The organism is Streptomyces sp. NPDC001816 (genome assembly GCF_042892235.1).
Taxonomy (GTDB): Bacteria; Actinomycetota; Actinomycetes; order Streptomycetales; family Streptomycetaceae; genus Streptomyces.
Window position 1 is genome coordinate 844,781 of the sequence record NZ_JBIATY010000003.1, and the last position, 23,196, is coordinate 867,976.

General features: G+C 71.1%; 24 protein-coding genes, 2 tRNA genes and 1 pseudogene. 8 read left to right on the plus strand and 19 right to left on the minus strand.

Translation table 11 applies throughout. The features are described 5' to 3' along the window. Positions 1-6: 6 nt before the first annotated feature. Positions 7-1,152 carry a 4-hydroxyphenylpyruvate dioxygenase gene (gene hppD, locus ACFYZZ_RS14940; protein WP_389175527.1) on the minus strand — a complete coding sequence of 382 codons (1,146 nt, stop codon included), beginning with the start codon at positions 1,150-1,152 and terminating at the stop codon, positions 7-9. 122 nt (positions 1,153-1,274) lie between these two features. Here hppD and ACFYZZ_RS14945 point away from each other — a divergent pair, with 122 nt between their 5' ends. From ACFYZZ_RS14945 to ACFYZZ_RS14965, 5 genes and pseudogenes are all read left to right on the plus strand, one after another. Next, complete coding sequence (locus ACFYZZ_RS14945) at positions 1,275-1,757, plus strand: Lrp/AsnC family transcriptional regulator (RefSeq protein ID WP_179851671.1); 483 nt, start codon at positions 1,275-1,277, stop codon at positions 1,755-1,757. Positions 1,758-1,922: 165 nt separating this feature from the next. Beyond that, positions 1,923-2,111 (plus strand): annotated as a pseudogene (locus ACFYZZ_RS14950) (polyamine ABC transporter ATP-binding protein); the annotation flags it as partial. Between the two features lie 290 nt (positions 2,112-2,401). Then, positions 2,402-3,394: an ABC transporter permease gene (locus ACFYZZ_RS14955; protein ID WP_389175778.1), complete on the plus strand. Its 993-nt coding sequence runs from the start codon at positions 2,402-2,404 to the stop codon at positions 3,392-3,394. Positions 3,395-3,408: 14 nt separating this feature from the next. Continuing rightward, positions 3,409-3,996 carry an ArsR/SmtB family transcription factor gene (locus ACFYZZ_RS14960; protein ID WP_389175529.1) on the plus strand — a complete coding sequence of 196 codons (588 nt, stop codon included), beginning with the start codon at positions 3,409-3,411 and terminating at the stop codon, positions 3,994-3,996. Between the two features lie 11 nt (positions 3,997-4,007). Continuing rightward, entirely contained in the window at positions 4,008-4,184 is a 177-nt protein-coding gene (locus ACFYZZ_RS14965; protein ID WP_389175531.1) for a hypothetical protein, read from the plus strand. On the opposite strand, the gene ACFYZZ_RS14970 is transcribed toward ACFYZZ_RS14965, so the two are convergent. From ACFYZZ_RS14970 to ACFYZZ_RS14980, 3 genes are all read right to left on the minus strand, one after another. Then, positions 4,181-4,972: a S16 family serine protease gene (locus tag ACFYZZ_RS14970; RefSeq protein ID WP_389175532.1), complete on the minus strand. Its 792-nt coding sequence runs from the start codon at positions 4,970-4,972 to the stop codon at positions 4,181-4,183. The two genes, ACFYZZ_RS14965 and ACFYZZ_RS14970, sit on opposite strands and share 4 nt — an antisense overlap. Before the next feature lie 62 nt (positions 4,973-5,034). Then, positions 5,035-6,144, minus strand: coding sequence for an o-succinylbenzoate synthase (menC, locus tag ACFYZZ_RS14975; RefSeq protein WP_389175534.1), 1,110 nt, complete (start codon positions 6,142-6,144; stop codon positions 5,035-5,037). Beyond that, positions 6,141-6,926 carry a chorismate synthase gene (locus ACFYZZ_RS14980; protein ID WP_389175536.1) on the minus strand — a complete coding sequence of 262 codons (786 nt, stop codon included), beginning with the start codon at positions 6,924-6,926 and terminating at the stop codon, positions 6,141-6,143. Before ACFYZZ_RS14980 ends, menC begins: the two co-directional genes overlap by 4 nt. Before the next feature lie 118 nt (positions 6,927-7,044). On the opposite strand from ACFYZZ_RS14980, the gene ACFYZZ_RS14985 reads away from it, so the two are divergent. Next, positions 7,045-8,592, plus strand: a complete 1,548-nt coding sequence (locus ACFYZZ_RS14985; RefSeq protein ID WP_389175538.1) for a PucR family transcriptional regulator — start codon at positions 7,045-7,047, stop codon at positions 8,590-8,592. Here ACFYZZ_RS14985 and dapE read toward each other — a convergent pair. The 7 genes from dapE to ACFYZZ_RS15020 form a co-directional block, all read right to left on the minus strand. Next, positions 8,573-9,628, minus strand: coding sequence for a succinyl-diaminopimelate desuccinylase (gene dapE, locus ACFYZZ_RS14990; RefSeq protein WP_389175540.1), 1,056 nt, complete (start codon positions 9,626-9,628; stop codon positions 8,573-8,575). The genes ACFYZZ_RS14985 and dapE overlap by 20 nt on opposite strands. Beyond that, entirely contained in the window at positions 9,625-11,085 is a 1,461-nt protein-coding gene (locus ACFYZZ_RS14995; RefSeq protein ID WP_389175542.1) for an amino acid permease, read from the minus strand. Before ACFYZZ_RS14995 ends, dapE begins: the two co-directional genes overlap by 4 nt. Before the next feature lie 156 nt (positions 11,086-11,241). Continuing rightward, positions 11,242-11,883 (minus strand): IclR family transcriptional regulator, encoded by a 642-nt coding sequence (locus ACFYZZ_RS15000; protein WP_386580891.1) that lies wholly within the window; start codon positions 11,881-11,883, stop codon positions 11,242-11,244. Between the two features lie 316 nt (positions 11,884-12,199). After that, a complete protein-coding gene (locus tag ACFYZZ_RS15005) occupies positions 12,200-13,999 on the minus strand; it encodes a DEAD/DEAH box helicase (RefSeq protein ID WP_389175544.1) in 1,800 nt (599 codons plus the stop codon). 120 nt (positions 14,000-14,119) lie between these two features. Continuing rightward, a complete protein-coding gene (locus tag ACFYZZ_RS15010) occupies positions 14,120-14,494 on the minus strand; it encodes a type II toxin-antitoxin system death-on-curing family toxin (RefSeq protein WP_389175546.1) in 375 nt (124 codons plus the stop codon). After that, on the minus strand, positions 14,491-14,700 hold the full coding sequence (locus tag ACFYZZ_RS15015) for a hypothetical protein (RefSeq protein ID WP_389175548.1): 210 nt from the start codon (positions 14,698-14,700) through the stop codon (positions 14,491-14,493). Before ACFYZZ_RS15015 ends, ACFYZZ_RS15010 begins: the two co-directional genes overlap by 4 nt. Positions 14,701-14,752: 52 nt before the next feature. Then, positions 14,753-16,204: an MFS transporter gene (locus tag ACFYZZ_RS15020; protein ID WP_389175550.1), complete on the minus strand. Its 1,452-nt coding sequence runs from the start codon at positions 16,202-16,204 to the stop codon at positions 14,753-14,755. A 175-nt stretch (positions 16,205-16,379) separates the two neighbouring features. Between ACFYZZ_RS15020 and ACFYZZ_RS15025 the strand changes: the two genes are divergently transcribed. Both ACFYZZ_RS15025 and ACFYZZ_RS15030 read left to right on the plus strand, forming a co-directional pair. Then, a tRNA-OTHER gene (locus tag ACFYZZ_RS15025) sits at positions 16,380-16,477 on the plus strand. Positions 16,478-16,496: 19 nt separating this feature from the next. Beyond that, a tRNA-Cys gene (locus ACFYZZ_RS15030) sits at positions 16,497-16,568 on the plus strand. A 241-nt stretch (positions 16,569-16,809) separates the two neighbouring features. Here the strand turns inward: ACFYZZ_RS15030 and ACFYZZ_RS15035 are convergent. From ACFYZZ_RS15035 to ACFYZZ_RS15070, 8 genes are all read right to left on the minus strand, one after another. Continuing rightward, complete coding sequence (locus ACFYZZ_RS15035) at positions 16,810-17,490, minus strand: hypothetical protein (RefSeq protein WP_389175552.1); 681 nt, start codon at positions 17,488-17,490, stop codon at positions 16,810-16,812. A gap of 277 nt (positions 17,491-17,767) precedes the next feature. Beyond that, entirely contained in the window at positions 17,768-19,045 is a 1,278-nt protein-coding gene (locus tag ACFYZZ_RS15040; RefSeq protein ID WP_389175554.1) for a tyrosine-type recombinase/integrase, read from the minus strand. An 84-nt stretch (positions 19,046-19,129) separates the two neighbouring features. After that, positions 19,130-19,357: an excisionase family DNA-binding protein gene (locus ACFYZZ_RS15045; protein ID WP_389175556.1), complete on the minus strand. Its 228-nt coding sequence runs from the start codon at positions 19,355-19,357 to the stop codon at positions 19,130-19,132. Between the two features lie 342 nt (positions 19,358-19,699). Next, positions 19,700-21,259, minus strand: a complete 1,560-nt coding sequence (locus ACFYZZ_RS15050; protein WP_389175558.1) for a YfjI family protein — start codon at positions 21,257-21,259, stop codon at positions 19,700-19,702. Beyond that, positions 21,256-21,579 carry a hypothetical protein gene (locus ACFYZZ_RS15055; protein ID WP_389175560.1) on the minus strand — a complete coding sequence of 108 codons (324 nt, stop codon included), beginning with the start codon at positions 21,577-21,579 and terminating at the stop codon, positions 21,256-21,258. Before ACFYZZ_RS15055 ends, ACFYZZ_RS15050 begins: the two co-directional genes overlap by 4 nt. Then, complete coding sequence (locus ACFYZZ_RS15060) at positions 21,576-22,454, minus strand: DNA primase (protein ID WP_389175562.1); 879 nt, start codon at positions 22,452-22,454, stop codon at positions 21,576-21,578. The genes ACFYZZ_RS15055 and ACFYZZ_RS15060 overlap by 4 nt, the downstream gene beginning before the upstream one ends. Before the next feature lie 171 nt (positions 22,455-22,625). Next, positions 22,626-22,832 (minus strand): hypothetical protein, encoded by a 207-nt coding sequence (locus ACFYZZ_RS15065; protein ID WP_389175564.1) that lies wholly within the window; start codon positions 22,830-22,832, stop codon positions 22,626-22,628. Then, positions 22,829-23,017 carry a hypothetical protein gene (locus tag ACFYZZ_RS15070; RefSeq protein WP_389175566.1) on the minus strand — a complete coding sequence of 63 codons (189 nt, stop codon included), beginning with the start codon at positions 23,015-23,017 and terminating at the stop codon, positions 22,829-22,831. The genes ACFYZZ_RS15065 and ACFYZZ_RS15070 overlap by 4 nt, the downstream gene beginning before the upstream one ends. Between the last annotated feature and the right edge of the window lie 179 nt (positions 23,018-23,196).

The following is a 23,196-nucleotide window of genomic DNA, read 5'->3' on the forward strand; positions in this document are numbered from 1 at the left end:
GCCGCGTCACAGGTTGCCGCGCTTGGCCTGCTCGCGCTCGATCGCCTCGAACAGGGCCTTGAAGTTGCCCTTGCCGAAGCCCATCGAGCCGTGCCGCTCGATGAGTTCGAAGAAGACGGTCGGCTTGTCCTGGACCGGCTTGGTGAAGATCTGCAGCAGGTAGCCGTCCTCGTCGCGGTCGGCGAGGATCTTCAGTTCGCGCAGGGTCTCGATCGGCACGCGGGTGTCGCCCACCCACTCGCCGAGGGTGTCGTAGTACGAGTCGGGGGTGTCGAGGAACTTGACTCCGGCCGCGCGCATGGTGCGGACGGTCGCGACGATGTCATTGGTGTTCAGCGCGATGTGCTGGACGCCGGCACCGCCGTAGAACTCCAGGTACTCGTCGATCTGGGACTTCTTCTTGGCGATCGCGGGCTCGTTGATCGGGAACTTCACCTTGAGGGTGCCGTCCGCGACGACCTTCGACATCAGCGCGCTGTACTCGGTGGCGATGTCGTCGCCCACGAACTCCTTCATGTTCGTGAAGCCCATGACCTTGTTGTAGAAGCCGACCCACTCGTTCATGTGGCCGAGTTCGACGTTGCCGACGCAGTGGTCGATGGCCTGGAAGGTGCGCTGGGCGGGCGGCTCGACGATCGGCGCGGCGGCCACGAACCCGGGCAGGTACGGGCCGTCGTAGCCGGAGCGGTCGACGAGGGTGTGGCGGGTCTCGCCGTAGGTGGCGATCGAGGCGAGGACGACGGTGCCGTGCTCGTCCTTCAGCTCGTACGGCTCGGCGACCGAGCGGGCGCCGTGCTCGATCGCGTAGGCGTAGGCACGGCGGGCGTCCGGGACCTCGATGGCCAGGTCGATGACGCCGTCGCCGTGCTCGGCCACGTGCCGGGCGAGGAACTCGCCCCAGGCGGTGCTCGCCTTGATCACCGAGGTGAACACGAAGCGGGCGGAGCCGTTCTCGAGCACGTAGCTCGCGGTCTCGCGGCTGCCGTTCTCCGGTCCGGAGTAGGCGACCAGCTTCATGCCGAAGGCGGTGGAGTAGTAGTGCGCCGCCTGCTTGGCGTTGCCCACGGCGAAGACGACCGCGTCCATTCCCTTGACCGGGAAGGGGTCGGCCTGCCGGGCGGTGTCGGGAGTGTGGTGTGTGGTCTGCGTCATGCCGGAAGGGTGGCCCCGCCCTGCAAGGTGCGCAATAGTTTCTTTGTTCACTGGGCAATCTGCTCAGTGGTGTGACCGTTTCTGCAGTCCCTCTGTACAGGATGACCACCCCGGGAGGCGCCGTGGCGATCGATCATCTGGACGGCCGGATCATCGTGCTGCTGGCCCGGGAGCCGCGCATCGGCGTGCTGGAGATGTCCCGGCGGCTGGGGGTCGCCCGGGGGACGGTGCAGGCCCGGCTGGACCGGCTTCAGTCGAATGGAGTGATCCGCGGCTTCGGGCCCCAGGTGGACCCGGCGGCCCTCGGCTACCCGGTCACCGCGTTCGCCACGCTGCAGATCCGGCAGGGCCAAGGGCCCGATGTCCGGGCGCACTTGGCGACCGTGCCGGAGGTGCTGGAACTGCTCACCACCACCGGCAGCGGGGACATGCTGTGCCGCCTGGTGGCCCGCTCGAACGCCGATCTTCAGCGGGTGATCGACCGGGTCGTCGGTTTTGATGGCATCGTCCGGGCCTCCACGGCGATCGTCATGGAGAACCCCGTTCCGCTGCGGATCATCCCGCTGGTGGAGCAGGCAGCCGAGGACAGTCGGGAAGGAACCTAGCCAGCCGACCTGGAGCACCCTTGAGCCTCTGGGAGTACCTGAGCAGCCGCCGCCGGCACCTGCTCACGGACGCCTGCGAGCACGCGGGTGCGGTCCTGCTGTGCCTGGTCGTGGCGGCTGCCGTCGGGGGTGCTCGTCGGGATCGTCACGTACCGCAGCGCGTGGGCGGGGCGGGTCGCGGTCACAGGGCGTCACGGGGAGTACCTCGGTGGCGTCGACATGAAGACCTTCATGAACTCCGTGCACAGGCTGCCGGAGACCGACCGCCTCGACGCCGTGGAGCACCAGCACGAACCGGCGCCGGCCCGCGCCCGGCGCGACGGAGGGTGGAGGGGAGGGTGGAGGACGGCATGAGCACCGCCCGGCGCCCCGGAGGCGAGCACGCGATCCGGCCGACCCGGCGTGTCGGGGGCAGGCGCGGGGCCGGGCTCGCCCGCCACACGGAGGGCAAGCATGAGGCCGGGCTCACCCGCCGCAACGAGGCCGAGCACGAGGTCAGGATCGCCGACCGCAACGCGGGCGAACACGAGGTCAGGATCGCCGACCGCAACGAGGGCAAACACGAGGTCAGGATCGCCGACCGCGACGCGGGCAAGCATGAGGCCGGGCTCGCCCGGCACGACGAGGTCGAGCACGAAGCCGGAATCGCCCGCCGCCACGAGGGCGAGTACGAGCCCCGCCTCACCCTCCACCCCGAGAGCGAGCACGCGGCCGGGCACAAGCACAAGGCCGGGCCCGCCCCTCGCAACGCGGGCAGGCACAAGGCCAGGTGCACCCCCCGCGACGAGGGCAAGCGCAAGGCCACGTCCGCCCGCCGCGACGCGGGCGCCGCGGAGCAGGAGGCTCCATCGTCCCGGCCGGACCAGCCCGCGCGCCGGCTGAGCTGGCAGCGGCTGACCCTGCTGCCAGCGTTCCTGGTCGCCCTGCTGCTCGGTACCTGGCTGTGGTTCCGGCAGGCCGACCTCGACCCCGTCTCCGCGGACGCGCTGTCCGGTGGGCGGGTCTCCGGGGCGCTGTGGCAGCACGTGCGGCTGACGGCGCTCTCGGCCTTGCTCGTCCTGGCCGTCGCGATCCCCCTGGGCGTCCTGCTGACCCGCCGGGCGTTCCTGAGGGTCACCCCGGCGGCGACGGCGGTCGCCGGCCTGGGCCGGGCGACCCCGGCGATCGGCCTGCTCGCCCTGCTGGTGATCGCGCTCGGTTCGGGCACGAGGGCGGTCCTGATCGGCATCGCCGTCTACGCGGTCCTGCCCGTCCTCGCCCACACCGTCGCGGGCCTGAGGGCCAACGACCCCACCCTGCTGGAGGCGGCCCGCGGCATCGGCATGTCCCCGCTCGTCATCCTCACCCGCGTCGAACTCCCCCTCGCCGCCCCACTGATCCTCGCGGGCGTCCGTACGGCCCTGGTCCTCAACGTCGGTACGGCCACTCTGGCGGCGTTCGGCGGAGGCGGCGGCCTGGGCGTGCTGATCACCACGGGCATCGCCGACCACCGGATGCCGGTGCTGGTGCTCGGCTCGGTTCTCACCCTCGCCCTCGCCCTGCTGGTCGACTGGCTGGCCTCGCTGGCGGAGATGCTGCTGCGGCCGCGCGGACCCGATTCGATACAAAGAAGTCCTTGCAAAGGACTCTTTGCATAGCTATCTTTGTACGCATGACGGAGCACGAGGAACGCAAGCAGCGCCGGCTGGATCCCCGCTCGCTGCGGGGGCTCGCACACCCGCTGCGGATGCAGCTGCTGGACACGCTGCGCCGGAGCGGACCCGCCACCGCCTCCCAACTGGCGGAGCGGCTCGGCGAGTCCAGCGGCGCGACCAGCTACCACCTGCGCCAACTCGCCGCCCACGGCTTCGTCGAGGACGCACCCGAGCACGGCAAGGGCCGGGAGCGCTGGTGGCGGGCCGTGGACCAGGGGATCGTCTTCGACAGCGCCGACTTCGAGGGTGCCGGACCGGAAGTGCGTGGGATGGCCGAGGCCTTCCTGCACGAGGTCGCCGGAAACCACGCCCGCGAACTGTCCACCTGGCTCAGCACCCGGGACCAGTGGTCCGGGGACTGGACCCGCGCCGCCTCCGACATGAGCGACGCGACGCTACGGCTCACACCCGGGCTGGCCGCCGAACTCGTCGAGAAGATGCACGCCCTGATCGACGACTACCGGGGCCGTGTCTCCGACACGGACACGCCCGGTTCCGAGCAAGTACGCATCCACACGCACCTGTTCCCCATCGAGACGAAGTGAGAGGCCCCGCGATGCAGACGAACGCCCAGCTCGCTCAGTTCCACGCCACCGACCTCCGCGCCCAGGCCGCCGCCCACCGCCTCGCCACCGAGACGAAGCCCCAGGTCGAACTACTCACCCGCGTCGGCTGGACCCTCGTAGAGCTCGGCCTGCGTCTCGCGGCCGTCCCTAAGCCGGTGATCGCCTAACAGCTCGGAACCGAGCCCTTCCCCTTCTCCAGCGCCACCAGGGAGTCCACCGCGCTCTTGAGCGTGGTCACCGGGACCAGCCGCAGCCCCTTGGGCAGCTCGGACTTGGCATCGCCGCACTCGGCCTTCGGCACCAGGAAGACGGTGGCCCCGTCCCGTCGGGCGGCCTGCGTCTTCAGGGCCACCCCGCCGACCGCGCCGACCTGCCCGGCGGCGTCGATCGTCCCCGTACCGGCGATGGTGCGGCCACCCGTGAGGTCGCCGCCGCTGCCGTCGCCGTTCAGCTTGTCGATGATCCCCAGAGTGAACAGCAGCCCCGCACTGGGACCGCCCACGTCGGCGAGCTTCAGGTCGACCTTGACCTTGTCGGCGCTCAGGTCCAGGTACTTCAGCGCCGCCTGGGTCGCCGCGTCCTGGGACTGCTGCATCTGCTCCGCGTTGTGCTTCTCGATCTCCTTGACGCTGTTGCCGCTCGGGTAGACCGAGTCGCGGGGCATCACGGCCCGGTCCGTGCGGAACCAGTTGCCGATCACGTCCTTGAGGGAAACCGGGGCGTCCGGGCCGGTCGCCTCGATGGTCGTCATCCGTAGCTGCCCGCCGGTCGTCCGGGTGGGCGCGCCGGAGACGGTGATCACCGGGGTGCCCTGGTTCTTCCCGAGCACGTTCGCCGTCATCCCGGGCTGCGCCACCGAGAACGGCAGCGGCGCGAAGACCGCCGTGGCGAGCAGGGCCACGACGGGCACGGCGCAGACGGCGACGGCCTGGGAACGCGTGAGACGTGAGAGCACGTAATCAATCTACGTGACGGCCACCCGCCTCCCCCTGTCTCCTATGCGTCTCCCATGCCTCCCTATGCGGCGTAAAGATCCCGTCGCTCCCGGGTGAACCGGCGCAGCGCGTCCGGAAGCGGCTCGACGCCGATGCCGGGCGTGGTCGGCACCAGGAGGTGGCCGTCCGCCAGGACGAACGGCTCGGTGATGTCCTCGGCGAAGTAGCGCGAGGAGGCCGAGGTGTCGCCCGGCAGGGTGAAGCCGGGGAGGGCGGCCAGGGCCAGGTTGGGGGCGCGGCCGATGCCCGTCTCCAGCATCCCGCCGCACCAGACCGGGACCCCGTGCGCGTGGGCCACGTCGTGGACCCGGCGGGCCTCCAGGTAGCCGCCGACCCGGGCGGGCTTGACGTTCACCACCCGGCAGGCGTCCATGGCGATCGCGGCGGCGGCGTCCCGGGCGTGGTGCAGGGACTCGTCCAGGCAGACCGGGGTCGCCAGGCGCTTCTGGAGCTGTGCGTGGGCGTGGAGGTTGTTCTCCTCCAGCGGCTCCTCGATCAGCAGCAGCCCGAACTCGTCCAGCCTGCGCAGGTGCTCGGCATCCGCGAGGGTGTAGGCGGTGTTGGCGTCGACCTGGAGGGGCAGCCCGGCGCCGAAGCGCTCGCGGACCGCCCGGACCGGCTCGACGTCCCAGCCGGGCTCGATCTTCAGCTTGATGCGGACGTACCCCTCGGCGAGGTAGCGCTCGACGTCGTCCAGCAGCTCGGGCACGGAGTTCTTGATGCCGACGGAGACCCCGGCGGGCACCCGGTCCCGTACGGCGCCGAGGTAGGTCGCGAGCGGCATGCCGTACGCCCGCAGCTCGGCGTCGAGCACCGCCGTCTCCAGGGCCGCCTTCGCCAGCTCGTGCCCCTTGATCTTCGCCATGGCCGGGGCCAGCGCGGCCGTCGTGAGGTGCGGCAGGGCGGCCACGCGGGGCAGCAGGAAGTCGCGCAGCACGATCTCGGCGCCGGCCACGAACTCGGAGCAGTACAGCGGCTCGGGGTCGGCGGCGAACTCCGACCAGCCCTCGGCCGCGTCCGTGACGACGTGCAGGAGGAAGGTGTCCTTCGTCGTCATCGTGCCGAAGGACGTACGGAAGGGCGTGACCAGCGGGATCGCCACGTGCACGATCTCCACACGCTCCAGCTTCACGCGGCCGCCTCCGTCCGGGTGAGCGTGTACCAACCGTCGCGGGACATGCCCGTCGCCCGGAAGCCCTCCGCGAAGGCCTCCAGGAACACCTCGCGCACGGCGTGCCGCCAGCGCAGGGCGAGCGCGGGGTCGGCCGCGCGGAGCTGGACGATGTCGTCGGGAACCCGGCACCAGACGTACCGGTCGGCGAGGTCACGGCGGGCGAGCGCGCCGCCGTCCGGGGCGGTCCGGGTGACCGGACCGTGGGCGCCCGTGTCCGTGTCCGGGTCGTACAGCGGTCTCGGCGCCGCCAGATGCCAGGTGGCCGTCAGATCCCAGGTGACCGTCAGCCGGTCGCTCTCGTCGCCGTCGTTCACGCCGTCCGTCATGGCGCCGTAGAAGTCGACCAGGTACTCCGTGCCGACGGCGCCCAGCTTGACCAGGTTGAAGCGGGCGTTGCGGCCGACCAGCGGGTCGAAGGTCCAGCGCATGGTGCGGGCGCCGAGCCCGACGGCCCAGTCGCGCTGCGCCTGCTTCACGGCGTACCCGAGGCCCCGGTCGGCGGCCGCCACTAGCGAGTACGTGCTGCGCTCCGCTCCGAGCACGGCCACGGCGGCCCCGGCCAGCCGCTGCCCGTCGTACACCGCGTGCACGGCGCCACCGGCGTGCACCAGGCTGTGCAGCACCTCGGCCGGGTAGGGCGGGGCGGTACGGGGGGTGTGCCAGACGTCGCTGAAGTGATCGGCCACGGCCGCGAGCCCGGCGACGTCGTGGACCGTGCGGACGGTGACTCCTGTGGTCATGACTCCTGCTGTCATGGCACGAGTCTCGGAGGATGCGCAGAGCCGTGTGTTGTGCGAGCGGCCAAGGGGTGCGTACGTTCATTTCAGCATCAGCCAAGCCGACCCCGCGAGGACTCCCATGGACGCGTGCACCCTCGGCGACCTCCTGGACGTCGTCGGCGGCCCCGCCCTGCACCTGCACACCGCCCCCGCCGGGCAGGGCGTACCGGTCACCGAGGCGTTGCTCCACGACGGCCGGACCCCGCTCCCCCGGCTGCCCGGCGGGCTGCTGCTGGCGGTCGGGGTACCTGCGGCACAGGCGGGCCCCCTGGTGCGGGCCGCGGCGGAGGCCGGGCTGACCGGAGTGGTGGTGCGGGGCCCGGACGGGCCGGTCGGGGAGGCGGAGGCGCACGGTGTGGCACTGCTGTCGGTCGCCGAGGACGCGGCCTGGCACCAGGTGCACCTGCTGCTGGCCTCGGCCATCGGCGCACGGCCCGCCACCGCCTCGGACACCGGCCTCGGTGACCTGTTCGCGCTGGCCGACGCGATCGCGGCGGGGACCGGCGGGGCCACGGCGATCGAGGACCCGCGGCAGCGGATCCTGGCCTACTCGACCGTCCCCGGGCAGGCGGTGGACGAGGACCGGCGGCAGGGCATCCTCGGCCTCCAGGTGCCGCCCAGCGCGGAGAACACCGAGCAGTACCGGCGGCTGTTCGCGGCCGACCGGCCGGTGCGGCTGCCCGCGCTGACCGCCTCGGGCCTGCCCCGGCTCGCGATGCCGGTGCGGGCCGGCGGGGAGACGCTCGGCTCCGTCTGGGTGATCGACGGCGGCTCGCTCGCCCCCGACGCCGAGGACACCCTCGTCCAGGGCGCCTCCACGGCCGCCCTGCTCCTGCTCCGGGCCCGCGCGGCCCGCGAACTGGCCCGGCACCGGGGCAGCGACCTGCTGCGCCGCCTGCTGGAGGGCACGACGGACGCGCCGACGGCCGCCCGGCGGCTCGGTGTCCCGGGCCCGGCCCGGGTGGCCGCGTTCGTGCTGGACTCCGCCGCGAGCGTCCCGGACGCCGAACGCACCGCGCTGCGCCTGCTGGACGTCGTACGCCTGCAGTGCGAGGCGCGCTACGGCCGGCACGCGTGCGTGCTGGTGGACGGGGTGGTGTACGCCGTGCTCCCGGCGCCCGGAGAGCGGCATCGGACACTGGCCGAGGACATCGTCGGGCGGGCCGGGCAGGCGCTGCGGGTGCCGGTGCGGGCGGCGCTGGGCGAGGTGGTGCCGGACGCGGCAGGCCTCGCGGACTCCCGGGCGGACGCGGACCTGGTGCTGCGGGTGCTGGACGCGGAGCTGCCCCTCGCCACGGTGGACGAGGTGCGCCCGCGCGTGACCCTGCTGCGGCTGGCCGAAGTGATGGGCGAGCGACGGGAGTTGAGCGCGGGCGCATGGCGGCGGGTGCTGGCGTACGACGCCGCCAACGGCACGGAGTACGCCCGCACGCTGGTGTGCTGGTTCGACGCGGGCTGCGACATGGCGGGCGCGGCCAAGCTCCTCGCCGTGCACCCCAACACCTGCCGCTACCGGCTCAGGCAACTCCAGCAGCACGCCGGGGTCGACCTGGACGACCCCGACGAACGGCTGGTGCTGTGGCTTCAGTTGAGGGTGCTGGCCGGGCTCAGCGGAGCCACCGCCTGAGCCGCTCCTCGCACTGCTCCAGGTGCTCGACGGGCACGTACTCGCCCGCCGTGTGGGCCAGCGAGGGGTCCCCGGGGCCGTAGTTGAGCGCGGGCACGCCGAGCGCGGCGAACCGGGCCACGTCCGTCCAGCCGAGCTTGGGCCGGGGCTCGGCGCCGAGCGCGGCGACCAGATCGCCGACCCGGTCCAGCCGGGGCAGGGCGCCCGCGACGACCTCGGTGACCCGGACCTCGTACTCCGGGAACAGCCCGCGCACGTACGCCTCCGCCTCCTCGGCCGAGCGACTGGGCGCAAAACGGCAGTTGACGGTGACGACACACTCGTCCGGTACGACGTTCCCGGCGACCCCGGCGCGCACCGCGACCGCGCTCAGCCCCTCCCGGTACTCCAGCCCGTCCACGACGACCCGCTCGGGCGTGTGCTCGTCGAGCCGCTGGAGCACCCGGGCGGCCTTGTGGGCGGCGTTGACGCCCTGCCAGGCGCGGGCGGTGTGGGCGCGGGCGCCCTTGACGACGATGTCGGCGGTGAGGATGCCCTGGCAGCCGGCCTCGACACCGGCGTCGGAGGGCTCCATGAGGATCGCCAGGCCGGCCTGCGCCAGCAGCTCCGGCCGCGCGGCACCGATCCGGGCGAGCCCGTTGCGCTCCCCCTCGACCTCCTCGCACTCGTAGAAGACGTAGGTGAGGTCGCGGACGGGCTCGGTGACGGTCGCGGCGATCCGCAGCGCCACCGCCACCCCGCCCTTCATGTCGCAGGCACCGAGCCCGTGGACGCGCCCGCCGTCGAGCCGGGAGGGCAGGTTCCCGGCGGCGGGGACGGTGTCCAGGTGACCGGCCAGCAGGGCGCGTTCGGGCCGGCCGAGGGTGGTGCGGGCGACGACGGAATTGCCGACCCGGTCGACGGTGAGGTGGGGCAGGTCACGCAGGGACGCCTCCACGGCGTCCGCGATCCGCTCCTCCTGTCCGCTCTCGGAGGGCAGGTCGACGAGGGCCCGGGTGAGCGTGACGACGTCGGCGGTGAGGTCGAGGACGGTCATGCGGGGTCCTCGTGCGGTGCGTCGAGCTTGTTCAGCTTGGAGTGCCGGATGCCGTAGAGGCCGTAGATCACGAGCCCGGCCGCCATCCACGCCCCGAAGGCGATCCAGGTGTCGGTGCCCAGGCTGAACAGCATGTAGACGCAGAAGCCGACGCCGAGCAGGGGTGTGAGGGGCGAGAGCGGGACCCGGAAGGAGCGCGGGGCGCCCGGGCTGCGCCGGCGCAGGATGACGACGGCCAGGTTGACCAGCATGAACGCGAAGAGCGTGCCGATGCTGGTGGCATCGGCGAGGCTGCCGAGGGGGACGAGGGCGGCGAGTACGGCGATGAAGCCGGAGACGATGACGGTGTTGGCACGCGGCACCCCGGTGCGCGGGTGGACCTTGGCGAACAGCGGAGGCACCAGCCCGTCCCTGGCCATCGCGAACAGGATGCGGATCTGCCCGTACTGCACGGTGAGCACCACGCTGGTGGTGGCGACGACGGCCCCGATCGACAGCAGGATCGGCCACAGGTTCCCGCCCCCGACGGACCGCACGAGGACCTGGCTCAGGGTCGCCTCGGTCCCCGCGAACTGCTTCCACGGCATGGCGCCGAGCGCGGCGACGGCGACGAGGACGTAGAGCGCGGTGACGAGGACGAGGGAGAGAATGATCGCGCGCGGCAGGTCCCGTTGGGGGTTCCTGGCCTCCTCACCGGCCGTGGAGGCGGCGTCGAAGCCGATGTAGGAGAAGAAGAGGGAGGCGGCCCCTGCGCTCATGCCGGCGGCGCCGAGCGGGAAGAGGGGGTGGAAGTTCCCGGCGCGGAAGGCGGTGAAGGCGACGGCGCAGAACATCACGAGCGCGGCGATCTTGACGCCGACCATGATCGTGTTGGCGAGGGCACTCTCCTTGGCCCCGCGCAGCAGGACCACCATCGCGAGTACGACGATGAGGGCGGCCGGGATGTTGAGGGTGCCGCCGAGACCGGGCGGGGCGCTGAGCGAGTCGGGCAGGGTGACACCGAAGGCCAGGTCGAGCAGCTCGTTGACGTACTGCCCCCAGCCCACGGCCACCGCGGCCACGGACACCCCGTACTCCAGGATCAGACACCAGCCGCACACCCAGGCGACCAGCTCGCCGAGGGTGGCGTAGGCGTAGCTGTACGACGATCCCGACCCGGGGATCATGCCTGCCAGCTCGGCGTAGGAGAGCGCCGAGAACAGAGCGGTGACTCCGGCGAGCACGAAGGACACGACGATCGCGGGACCGGCCTCCGGCACGGCCTCCCCGAGCACGACGAAGATCCCGGTACCGAGCGTGGCCCCCACGCTGAGCAGCGTGAGCTGTGCGACTCCCATGGTCCGCTTGAGCGGACTGGCAGCGGCCTCACCTACGAGCGTGCCCACGGCTTGCCGCCGCGTGAGCCTGCTCTTCCCTGTCTGTTCCTCGGCCCGTGGCCTGGTCCCGACTCTCTCCACCGTGCCGCTCCCTCCGCATTGGGGCTTGTATGGCCCTTGATGATGCGGAGGGGGGTCCGGCAGGAGGTGAGGGGAACGGCCAAAGGTTGAGGGGACGGATTGGAGCGACGGCCAAAGCCAGGTGGCTGTAGGTAGCTGCGGACGGTCGTGTACCGCTCAGCGCAACGCTTCCGCGACTTCCCGCGCCGCGTCGACCACCCGCGGCCCCACCCTCTCCGGGACGGAGTCCGCGAGCATCACCACACCCACACTGCCCTCGACACCCGTCACACCGACGAGCGGCGCGGCGGCCCCGCTGGCACCGGCCTCCAGCTCGCCGTGCGTCAGCGTGTACCCGGGATCGGCGGACGGCGACTGGCGCGCGGAGAGAATCGCCTTGCCGGCGGCTCCCCGGTCCAGCGGATGCCGGAAACCGGCGCGGTAGGCCACGTGATAGTCCGTCCACGACGGCTCGACCACGGCGACGGCCAGCGCCTCCGTCCCGTCCACCAGCGTCAGGTGCGCCGTCGCCCCGATGTCCTCGGCGAGCGAGCGCAGTGCGGGCAGCGCGGCCTCCCGGACCAGCGGATGCACCTGCCGGCCGAGCCGCAGCACCCCGAGCCCGACCCGGGCTCGCCCGCCCAGATCACGGCGTACGAGCGCGTGCTGCTCCAGCGTGGCGAGCAACCGGTACACCACGGTCCGGTTCACGCCCAGTTTGTTGGAAAGCTCGGTGACGGTCAGGCCATGGTCCGTGTCGGCCAGCAACTTGAGGACACGTAGTCCCCGGTCGAGCGTCTGGGATGTCTCCGCGGTCACGACGCCCACTCCTTCGGCGGTGAGGTCGGCAACCTCTGAGCGGCAGATGCGTGACCGAGTCCCGTCGGCGACGCGCTTCAGAGGCCGCCGATCGGCAGGACGGCCCGGCGGCTCCGGACCATGTCGCTTCACGGCTGCGCTCCGCGGCGGCGCTGCCACGGGGCGTGTGCGTAGCGGGACAGTAGCGAAGCCGGTTCGCTGAGCGGAAGCCTCCGTCCAGAATCCGGGCAAGGGCGGGGACGGACTGCCAGCATTCGTCCGCATACACGCATGGACGCGATGCACACACGGAGGTGGGAGTCACCTCAGGTGGGGGTCACCTCATACGGGTGGCCCACTCCTGGACCTTGGCGATCCGCTGCCGCAGCTGTCCCGGGGTCGCCTCCGCACTCGGCGGCCCCCCGCACACCCGCCGCAGCTCGGTGTGGATCACCCCGTGCGGCTTGCCGCTCTGGTGGACGTACGCGCTGACCATCGTGTTGAGCTGCTTGCGCAGCTCCATCATCTCCTTGTGGCTGACCACCGGCCGCCGCTCGGCGGGCAGTTCGAGCAGGTCGGCCTGGTCGTCCGGCTTCTTGCGGCTGTGCGCGATCTGCCGGGCCTGCCGCTTCTGCAGCAGCAGCTGCACCTGCTCGGGCTCCAGCAGTCCGGGGATGCCGAGGTAGTCCTGCTCCTCCTCGCTCCCGGGGTGGGCCTGCATCCCGAACTCGGCGCCGTCGTAGAGCACCCGGTCGAAGACGGCGTCGGACTCCAGCGCCTCGAAGGGCAGCATGTCCTGCTCGCCGGTGTCCTCGTCCTGCTCCTTGTTCGCCTCGTCCATCTCCTTCTCGGACTCGGCGTACGGGTCCTCCTCACCCTCCTTCTTCGGCTTGTCGAGGGCGTGGTCCCGCTCCACCTCCATCTCGTTGGCGAAGGTGAGCAGGTCGGGGATGGTCGGGAGGAACACGGAGGCGGTCTCGCCGCGCCGCCGGGACCGCACGAAACGGCCCACGGCCTGCGCGAAGAACAGCGGAGTCGAGATGGTGGTGGCGTACACCCCGACCGCGAGCCGGGGCACGTCGACGCCCTCGGACACCATCCGCACCGCGACCATCCAGCGGTCGTTGCTGCCGCTGAACTCGTCGATCCGGCCGGACGCGCCGGCGTCGTCGGACAGCACGAGCGTCGCCTTGGTCCCCGTGATCTCGCGGATCAGCTTGGCGTAGGCGCGCGCGGACTCCTGGTCGGAGGCGATGACGAGCGCGCCCGCGTCCGGGATGGCCTTCCTGACCTCGGTCAGCCGCTGGTCGGCGGCGCGCAGCACGCTGGGCATCCACTCGCCGCGCGGGTCGAGGGCGGTGCGCCAGGCCTGGCTGACGGCGTCCTTGGTCATGGGCTCGCCGAGCCGGGCGGCGATCTCGTCACCGGCCTTCGTACGCCAGCGCATGTTGCCGCTGTAGCTGAGGAAGATCACCGGCCGGACGACATGGTCGGCGAGGGCGTTGCCGTACCCGTAGGTGTAGTCGGCGGCGGACCGCCGGATGCCGGCGTTGTCCTCCTCGTACGTGACGAAGGGGATGGGGTTGGTGTCGGACCGGAACGGCGTACCGGTCAGCGCGAGCCGGCGGGTCGCGGGCTCGAACGCCTCCAGGCACGCCTCGCCCCAGGACTTGGAGTCACCGGCATGGTGGATCTCGTCGAGGATCACGAGCGTCTTGCGCTGCTCGACCCGGTTGCGGTGCAGCATGGGGCGCACGCCGACACCGGCGTACGTGACGGCGACACCGTCGTAGTCCTTGCCGAGCGGGCCCGCGCTGTACTCGGGGTCGAGCTTGATCCCTATCCGCGCCGCGGCCTCGGCCCACTGCTTCTTCAGGTGCTCGGTCGGTGCGACCACGGTGACCTGCTGCACGACGTGGTGGTGCAGCAGCCAGGAGGCGAGGGTCAGCGCGAAGGTCGTCTTGCCGGCGCCGGGCGTGGCGACCGCGAGGAAGTCACGCGGCTGCTCCTGGATGTACTTCTCCATCGCCCCCTGCTGCCAGGCACGCAGCTTGCTGGCGGTACCCCAGGGCGCGCGGCCCGGGAAGGCGGGCGAGAGGTGGTGGGAGTGCGTCGAGGAAGCGGCGGTGGTAGTCACGGTCTCCGTGGATGGGGGGTTGGGGCGGCTCGGCTACGTATGACAACCGGGCCACCCTACCGGCGCCCCCTCCCCGTCAACGCCCGGACGAGGCCGGGTCGCCCGTAGGTGGGACCCACGTCACAACTCCCGCAGCCGCCCCGCGATCTGCGGGATGTCGCTGCGGTCGCCGGAGGCCACATCGATGACCAGGTCGTATGCCATGTCCTGGTCGACGTCGGCGAGATCGACCCCGTTGCGGGCGAGGAAGGTGACCGTGGCCAGCCAGGCGGTGCGCTTGTTGCCGTCGACCAAGGGGTGGTTGGCGGCGAGGGCGTGCAGCAGGGCGGCGGCCTGCTCGTACAGGTCCTCGTAGGCGGCCGTACCGAACATCCGGGCGCGCGGCCGGTGTACGGCGGAGGCCAGCAGCCCGGGCTCCCGCGCCTCGGGCGGTCGGCCGCCGAACGCGATCTCGGCGATGGCGGTGACGTCGGCGACGGTGAGGTGGCGGCTCATTCGCCCAGCCTCCGCAACAGGCCGGCGTGGCTGAGCGCGAGGCGCTCGGCGTGGGCGCGGACGGCCGCCCCTTCCTCGCCCAGATACCGGCGTACGGCCTCCAGCACCACCTCCTCGGTACGGCGCCCGGACGCGTCCGCGAGGTCGTCCAGCGCGTGCCGGAGGGCAGGGTCGAGGGAGAGAGTCAGCTCGTACAGCTCGTACATGCGGGAAGACTAGGGTCTGTCGTCACCACTCGGCGATCAATTTGCCGCAGCCTCACCGCTCCCGCCCCCGCTCCCCCTCCCGTTCCCGCAGCCGCGTCGTCACCCACGCCCCCACCAGCGCCACCCCCGCCATCGGCAGGAACACGGCGGCGAAGGCGGCGGGGCGGGTGGGGTCGGCTGTCGTGGCCGTGCTGCTGCCGCCGCCGAGGGCGGCGAAGGCGGCGCCGGTCGCGGCCAGGAGGACCACGTTGGAGAGGGCGTCGGAGATCTGCAGGGCGGCGGAGTTGGCGCCGGCCTCCTCGGGGGCGGACAGCTGGAGCAGGAGCACGCTGGCGGAGGCGATCACCAGCCCCATGCCGAAGCAGCCGAAGGCCCAGGCGACGGCGACGGTCCAGACGGGCACGGCCTGCACGAGCACACTCGGCGCGGTGACGATCGCGGCGGCGACCAGCACCATCCCGACGGTCATCAGCCGGTCCCGGTACTGCTCCAGGCGCGGCCTGGACTGCACCCACGAGCCCAGCGCCCACGTCACCCCGCCCGCGGCCAGCGAGAACCCGGCCAGCGTCGGCGACAGCCCCCGCTGGGTGACCAGCATCAGCGGCACGAAGGACTCCGCGGCGATGAAGGACCCGGCGGCCACCCCGCGCAGCAGTACGACGGAGGGCAGGCCGCGGGCGGCGCGGTAGGTGCCGCGCGGCAGCAGGCCGAGGACGGCGGGCACGAGCAGGGCGGCTCCGGCGAGGCCGGGGAGCAGGGAGAGCCAGCGCAGGTCCTGGGCGGCGTACTGGAGGAGTCCCGCACCGAGGGAGATGGCGAGGGCGAGCCGGATTCGGCGCCGGTCGAAGGAGCCGGAGTCCTCGCCGCCGGCCACCGGGCCCGACGCCCTCCGCCGTATCTGCGGCAGCGCCAGAGCGAGCGGAAAGACGACCAGCACCGGAATGCCGAGGAAGACCCAGCGCCAGCCGAGATGCTCCGTCACGGCGCCCGAGGCGAGGGGGCCGACGATGGACGGTACGACCCACCCGGCGGCGAAGGCCGCCATGATCGCGGGCCGCAGCCGCTCGGGGTAGGCGCGGCCGACGACAACGTACAGCGCGACGATGACCAGCCCGCCGCCGAAGCCCTGCACGGCCCGGCCCAGGATGAACACCCACATGCTCTGCGCGGTCCCGGCGACGACGAGCCCCGCGGCGAACGCCGCGATCCCCGAGGTCAGCGCCCCGAGCGGACCCTTGCGATCGGACCACTGCCCGGCGAGCACCATCCCGAACAGGCTGGTCGTGAAGTACCCCGAGAAGGCGAACGCGTACAGCGCCACGCCGTCCAGCTCCCGCGCCGCGACGGGCATCGCCGTCCCTACGGCGGTCGCCTCGAAGGCGATGAGCAGCACGACGGACACGATCCCGACACTGAGCGCCCGATAGGCCCGGCCCAGCACACCGCCGCCTCTGCCGGCGGCATCATCCACAACAGCGGTGTCAGGGGACTCAAGGGCACTCATGCTCGCCAGCGTAAGGCCCACAACGGCAAGTGACCCCTGTCGGTAGTCCCACCCCACCTGCGACCTTGGTCGTACTCCCGCCGTTTCATGAACGCGGTGTGGCAGTCGCGTTGCAGCGGCGGGGTTTCCCTTGAACCCCTCTCTGGCCGCCCCGTACGTTCATTCCACGAAACACGGCCGTGCGCCCGAGTGGTTGAGGGGCTCGCCTGCGCTGCATCCATCAGCGAGCTCCGCTCGCGGGGAGTTACGCGGGTTCGAATCCCACCACGGCCGAACAACAGAAGATGATCACGGCCGTGTGCCCGAGTGGTTCAGGGGCTCGCCTGCAAAGCGAGTTACGTGGGTTCGAATCCCGCCACGGCCTCTAGCACCTTGACCAGGCTAGAAGGGTGTCAGCCGCAAGTGGCTGCCACCCTTCTCGTCGTTGAGCGTCTCAGTTCCCGTCTCATTCTCTCCGCGGATTTGAGGGCGAGTGCGGCGCGGGCGATGTCGCCGATCCGACTAGGCGCCCGAGCCGATGTCGTCCTTGTCCGCCAGGATCAGTAGGTCGTCCGCCACCGCCTTGTGATGTTGCGGTGCGCAGCGTGGATCCCCTACCCAACGGGTCATCCCCAGTTGGCGATCACGAACGTTATGTCAGCTTTATCGTCAGGCTCACTCTCCATCCAGTTCTCTACATGGAAGTGCTTGGTATCCGAGCCCGGCCTGGGGATTATCCATCCTGGCTGACCCAACACGGACCAGAAGTAGGATGCGTCGCCGTCCAAGTCGCGGGTGTCTGCGCTCGTGCCTTCAAAAAGAAGGGCCTTGGCGTCCGTCATCACTATCGAGCCATCGGGGTTACGCGAGATGGTGTAATGGAATTCGGCCCTCACCTCTCCGCCACACGTCGCGAAGTACCAGAAGTGCCCGGGCGTACTCCCCGGATTGTTGAAGACCTTGATTTGCTTGTCACAGCGGTGGTTCGGACCGAAAGTCTCTGCATCCATCATCTGGAAATCAATGTAGCCGTCCGCATCGAACAACCGAGGGGCCGAATGGGCAGCCGTTCCTAGTGCCGTGGTCGCCAGGACCGTGGCGACAGGGACAACAAGCGCCCGCCGGAGCATGGAGCCGAAGGCGTCACGGAATACGATTTTCAACCCCATGAGGACTCTCCCATCGAATGGATTCACTTTCGACGCCACCCCGAGAACGACTGAACGGATAATGACTCGAAATGACAGAGCCTCAGAGTTCGGCAACGCCGTTATCGGGACAACCTCAATTCCCGACGTGTCACGCACCCCTTACCAACACCCCTGACTTCCCACGCTACGCCTAGTGCCGCGAGCTGCAACTTCAGCCCAGTAAAGCGCAGTTATAGAACCATCTTCAACAACCACATAGAAGTCTGGCGGGCTCCACTCGTAACGATGGTCTACGGCGCTCACCGCGGCTGGGACCAGGCCGTGAGGTTGCCTCCGTCGGTCTCCGAAACTGATTCATCAACCCAACGGCGCCTCCTGCCCGCAATCATTAGAGAAGCGGCGGCACCCTCGGGGGGTACCGCCTTCGTCCGTCTCAGCCCCTTGGGGAGAGTCCGCCAGCGCCGCCGTCGTCATCCGACAGGACCGCATCGGCCTTCCAGATCAGCCCGTCAACCTGCTTTGCCACCTCGGTCCGCACCGCGTCGACCATGTGCTGATACCGAGTGGCCATGGCAGTGGTCGACCACCCCATGAGGCCCATGACGGCACGCTCGGGGACACCGAGGATCAGTAGAACAGTGGCGGCCGTGTGCCGCGCGTCGTGCAGTCGCCCGTCCCGGACGCTCGCCTCTGCCAGGAGGGTCTTCCACTCAGCCCAGTCCCGACGGTGGGACGGACTGCGCCCGTGCTCGTCGGGGAACACCAGCCCGCCTTCCACCCAGCGCTTCCCAGCCGCTTCGCGCTCCGCTTCCTGCGCCTTGTGATGGGCCCGCAGTAGGTCTACGAGCTGTTCCGGGAGACCGACCGTTCGGCGGCCGGCACGGGACTTGGTGGTCGACATCTCCGGGTTGGTGCGTCGCCTCTGCGGGCAGTACCCGGCGGCCTTGCGTCCGCAGGGCTCTGTGCACCCGTGGGCGTACTGCGGCCGGTGACGACTACGACGGACAACGAGGAACCCACCCTCAAGGTCCACGTCCTCCCACTTCAGCCCAAGCACCTCCCCTTGACGCAGTCCGAGCGCGAGGGCGACGGCCCACCGCGCGGAGTTGCGGTTCTGGTCAGCGGCCTTCAGCAACCTCTGTACCTCTTGGACGGTGTAGGGCTCCACCTCGTACTCACCTGTCTTGGGAGCCTTGGCCAACAGCACGGGGTTCTTGCCGAGGTGGCCGCGCCGTACGGCCTCGTTGAGGGCGGTGCGGAAGGTGCGGTGCACCTGGTGGGCGGTCCCGGGCTTGCTGCCGTTGCCCTGCATCTTGGCGTAGAAGGTCTCGATGTGCTCGGGCTTGAGCCTGTCGAGACGGTGAGCCCCCAAGCCGGGGATGAGATGCTTTCGCACGGCGACGCCGTACCCGACCATGGTGTTGTCGTTGACGGCGAGGGGCGCGACGTTCTCGATCCAGTGCGTGAGCCAAGTCTTGACCGTCCACGGCTTGCCCGGCTTGCGTACGGTCTTGGCGTCGCGCTGCTTCTCCAACTCGCGGACAGCAGCCGCAACTTCGGCACGGGTCTTGCGTTCGACGTGGCGGCGGTCCGGCGTGCCGTCGTCACGGATGCCGACGGTGACGCGGCCGTGCCACTTACCGTCCTTGCCGAAGTAGATCGAGCTGCGGCCGTTCGGCTGCCGGGTGCGCTTCTTCTTTTCCTCTGCCACAGGCAGGCTCCTGCTTCTTTGTGTCGGGATGGAGACCGGGGCGGCGGGCTGTCCTGTCCGGGAGTGCCGCCGCCCCGGGCGTCGTCAAGCGGCGCGTTGGGCGGTGCGGAGACGGGTGACGTACTCGGGAACGGCCTCGGCCGGGACCCTGCGCAGGCTTCCGACCATCACGGATTCCAGTGCGCCGGTGCGGATGAGGGCGTAGCAGGTGGTGCGGCCGACGCGGAGTCGGCGGGCGGCCTCTTCGACCTTGAGGAGTACAAGCGTCGTGTCGTCCTCGGCGGGGGTGGTGAGGGTGCCGTGTTCGTCCAAGGCTCACTCCGGTAGGGCTGAGTTCGCGGGTGGGTGCCGCCGCACAAACCGCAAAATCCGCAGAAAAGACGGGTGGTGCCGCTGACCTGCGGTGATGTGGTGTGCGGGCGGTGGTGGGCGGTGGTCCGCAGAAACCCGCGATATTCCGCAAAAATCGGGGGCGGCCGGTGGCCGGCTCCGGTGGGCGGGGTGGTGCTCGGTTTTTTTGCGGAATATCGCGGGATTGTGCGGCGGGCCCCTCGCCACCGTGGGCTCAGGGTCCCGCCGCAGGTCAGCGTGGGTATCCGGGGGTTTTTGCGATTTTGCGGTTTGTGCGGAAGGGGTTGAGGGCGCGGCCGGGGGTCACCGGCCGCTGCCCCGCAGGCAGGGGTGGACGAGTAGGCGGGGTGCGGGGGGCCTGCCGCGCTTGCCGGTGCGCTCGGGTTGGTAGGACCGCAGGTATCCGTGGTCTTCCAGCAGCGCGAGGGCGGGTTCCAGGTCGGCGACGGTGGGCACCTCGCTGCGAGACAGGACGGTGAAGACGTCCCGCCGGCTCACGTCCTCCCACCGGTTGTCCCGTAGTGCGTCCAGGACGCTGCGGGCGCGGGAGACGACCGGATCGGCGCCCATGGCGTCGAACACGGCGAGGGCGTGGGCGGTGTAGTACTCCCCCAGCTCAATCGCTGCGCGCATGGTCTCTTCGGTGACCGGATGGGCGTAGCCGTTGCCACCGTGTTCGGCGAGGTGCAGCAGCGCGGCCATGCGAGCGGTCGCGCCAGCGAGTTTCCCGGCCCAGTCGCTGATGTGGCCGAGCTTCCCGCCTCGCGCCTTGAGCATCGGTTCGACGCGGTCCTGATAGACGATCAGGGCCGCGTCCGCCTCGCGGCTGAGCTGGATGACGGCCGGGTCCGTCCACTCCGCGAGGGACAGCGTGAGGTCGATAACCCGCGCCTTGTAGGTGGCGGCCGTCTGCTCGGGAATGGGGTCGGTGACGGTCTTCCGATAGCCGACCATGGACGCGGGCAACGAGTACAGGAAGCGGCCCAGCAGTCCCCGCCCTTTGAACCCCTTCACCTTGCCGATGTCCTGCAGCACGTCCGGCTGCACGGACAGTCCGACGGTCAGGGCGGGGGCGTCGATGTACTCGCGGCGGGTCTGCCGGTTGACCCTCAGCCGGTCCCCGGCATGCCCCTTGAGGAACACCTCCATGTTCGGGGCTCCGGAGTAGCGGCCGGCGATGATGTCGAAGATGCCGCCCTCCGCGCTCATCACCGACAGCCGGCCGCCCTGTTCGGCCATGAGCGAGGTGACCGTCTCGGGTGTCGAGTCGTCCGCCAACAGCACCGGTTCGGCAGGGACAGTGAGTGTGTCGGCGGTCTGTGCGAGACCGACCGCCGTGGCCACCATCTCATCCCGCTTGTCGCCGTCGGCGGACGCGGCCTTGGCGGCGGCCTTCTCCGCCGCTTCCTTGGCCAGTCTCGCCGTCAGCTCCGCCTCGACGATGACGGGCTGCATCGCCATCTTGAGCTGCCTCTCCGCCTCATAGAGGGGGTCGGTCAGCAGTCCGAAGACGGCGGACTTGCGGTTGCCGGGCGGGAGGGCCACGACGGTGTAGAGGTTGGTGGGCTCGCGCCAGTTGCCGCGTACGTGGACCACGGACCGGCCGCCGGCCGCCGTGGCGAGGACAGCGAGGGCGACCGACCCGGCGAGGTCCACCGGGGTCTGCGTCTCCTCAGCAACGGCCGCCACGAACTCCCCCAACCAGGCGGGGAAGACGTGGGCGGGGAACGTCGGACGCTCGCGCCGGCCGGTGAGAGGAATGGGGTCCTCCCACACGTCCGGGGCCTTGTCGTCCTCGCCGGGCGGTTCTTCCAGGGTGGGCAGTCCGGCCCACAAGTCGGCGTCCACAGGCTGTGTGTTCACGCTGCTGCCCTCCCTTCGGCGGGGGCGGTGTGGGGGCAGGCGCCGACGTCAACGCGGTCGGTGAGGGCGATGACGGCGGCGCGGCCCCAGGCGCGTTCGTGGTGCCCGCACGAGCACAGCCAGTCCGCGACCGGTACGCCCTCGCACTGGACTTGGAGCCCCGGCATGATGCCGGTGACGGTGACCGTCTGCGGGTCAGAACCAACGACAGCAAGGACGCCCTTGCGGGCGGCGACCTTCGGTTCGCCCACGCGCGGCCGTGGCGGGCGCTGTACGGCGCCCTGAGGGCAGTTCATGATGTTTCGGGATGCATTGTTCATGCCGCGCGCTCCACAGCCGCCTCAAGGCCGTTGGCGACCGCGCGACGGGCGTAGGTCTCCGGGACGCCGACGGAGACGGCGGCGGCCACGATCTCTTCCCCGATCGCGGCGAGGCCGCACGGTCCGGGGCACGCGGTGTGCTGGGCGGCGAGGAACCGGGCAACGCCGAACGCCTGTGATCCAGCGCCGGATTCGGTGCGGGCCCGTACGAGGGCGAGGCCGCGTTCCAGACCGGTGCGCACGTACCGCTCGGTGTGGCGGCACCCGGTGGCCACCGCCCGGTCCCACGGGGCGCGCGCCGGGAGGGAAGAAGCCACCTCGCTGCGCGCGGGGGTGGTGTCTTCCTTCACCGCGAGGGCGCGCACGGCCGCCGGCAGGTCGACCATGCGACCGGCCCCGGGGCCAAGCCATCGGGCGTACTGCATCAGGGACTTGATGTCCACGCCCGGTCGGACCGCGTTGGACGAGGGCATGGTGCCCCTGTAGATCCAGTGCTCGCCCCGCGTCGTCGGCACGATGCGGGTGGCGGGCAGGGTCTCGCGGGCCCACGCGACCGCCGCAGCGTCGTCCAGGTCCACCACGGTCACCCCGGCCCCGCCGGGGTGGTAGGCAACCGCCACGGCGTGACGCCATGCCACCGCCCACGCGGGCGAGCTCAGCACGGACGGGTCAGTGGTGGCAGCGGCCCACCCGTGGCACGGGGCCGGGCACCGGCACGGGCCCGCCGCCTTCATGTTCGGCCGGTCCCCGCAGCCGCTGTTCTTGCAGGCGGGGCAGTTGCCGAACGGGGTCTTGCCGTGGCGCAGGGGCAACGGCGGCACGCCGGCTGCCGCAAGGGCGAGGGCGAGGCGCAGGGGTTCGGGCGTCGCGGTCACGAGATCAGCCCCACGGGCAGGACTCGCCCGGTTCGAGTGGCCGGGACCTTGGGCCCCTCGCTGAAAGCGCGCAGTTCGGTCATGCTGTAGGTCTCCTGTTCTGCTACGTCGGGACTCGGAGACCGTGGGCGGTGGGCTGTCCTTGTCCGGGAGTGCCGCCGCCCACGGGCGTTACAGGTGGTCTGGCCGCACAGGCCGCAGCACCGGGGCGGGTGCGCGGTCGGTGGCGGTGAGGTAGAGCCGGACGCGGTTGCGGTCGCGGGTCGGATACGCCCGGACCGGGCCGGTGGTGAACGCGTCGGCGAGGGCGGCCGTGATCCGGTCGGCGTCTTCCGGGGCGCAGATGATCCGGATCTCGAACGTGCCGGGCCCGGTCACGGGTTGGGGATGGCGTGGACGATGGCGGCGGCCATCTCGTTGATGGGTCCGGCCGCGCCGGTGGAGGCGAGGAAGAACCCGAACATCACGGCGGTGAACGCGGCGCCGGGGGTGAGGCTGTGGGAGCGCAGCAGGAAGAACAGGACCAGGCCGAAGAGGAAGACGAGCGAGACGGTCACGGCCATGAGGTGAACCCCCTGTCGGAGTTGGGGCGGTGGGGTCGTCGGGTGTCGGCGCGGTGGATGTCGCGTCCGGTGTTGAGCAGGCGGCGGCCGATGCGGAGCCGGTAGGCCTGGCCACGGCAGCGGCGGCAGAGTTTGACCGTGCGGCGGGAGGGCCGGAGGCCGGTTCCGGAGCACTTCCG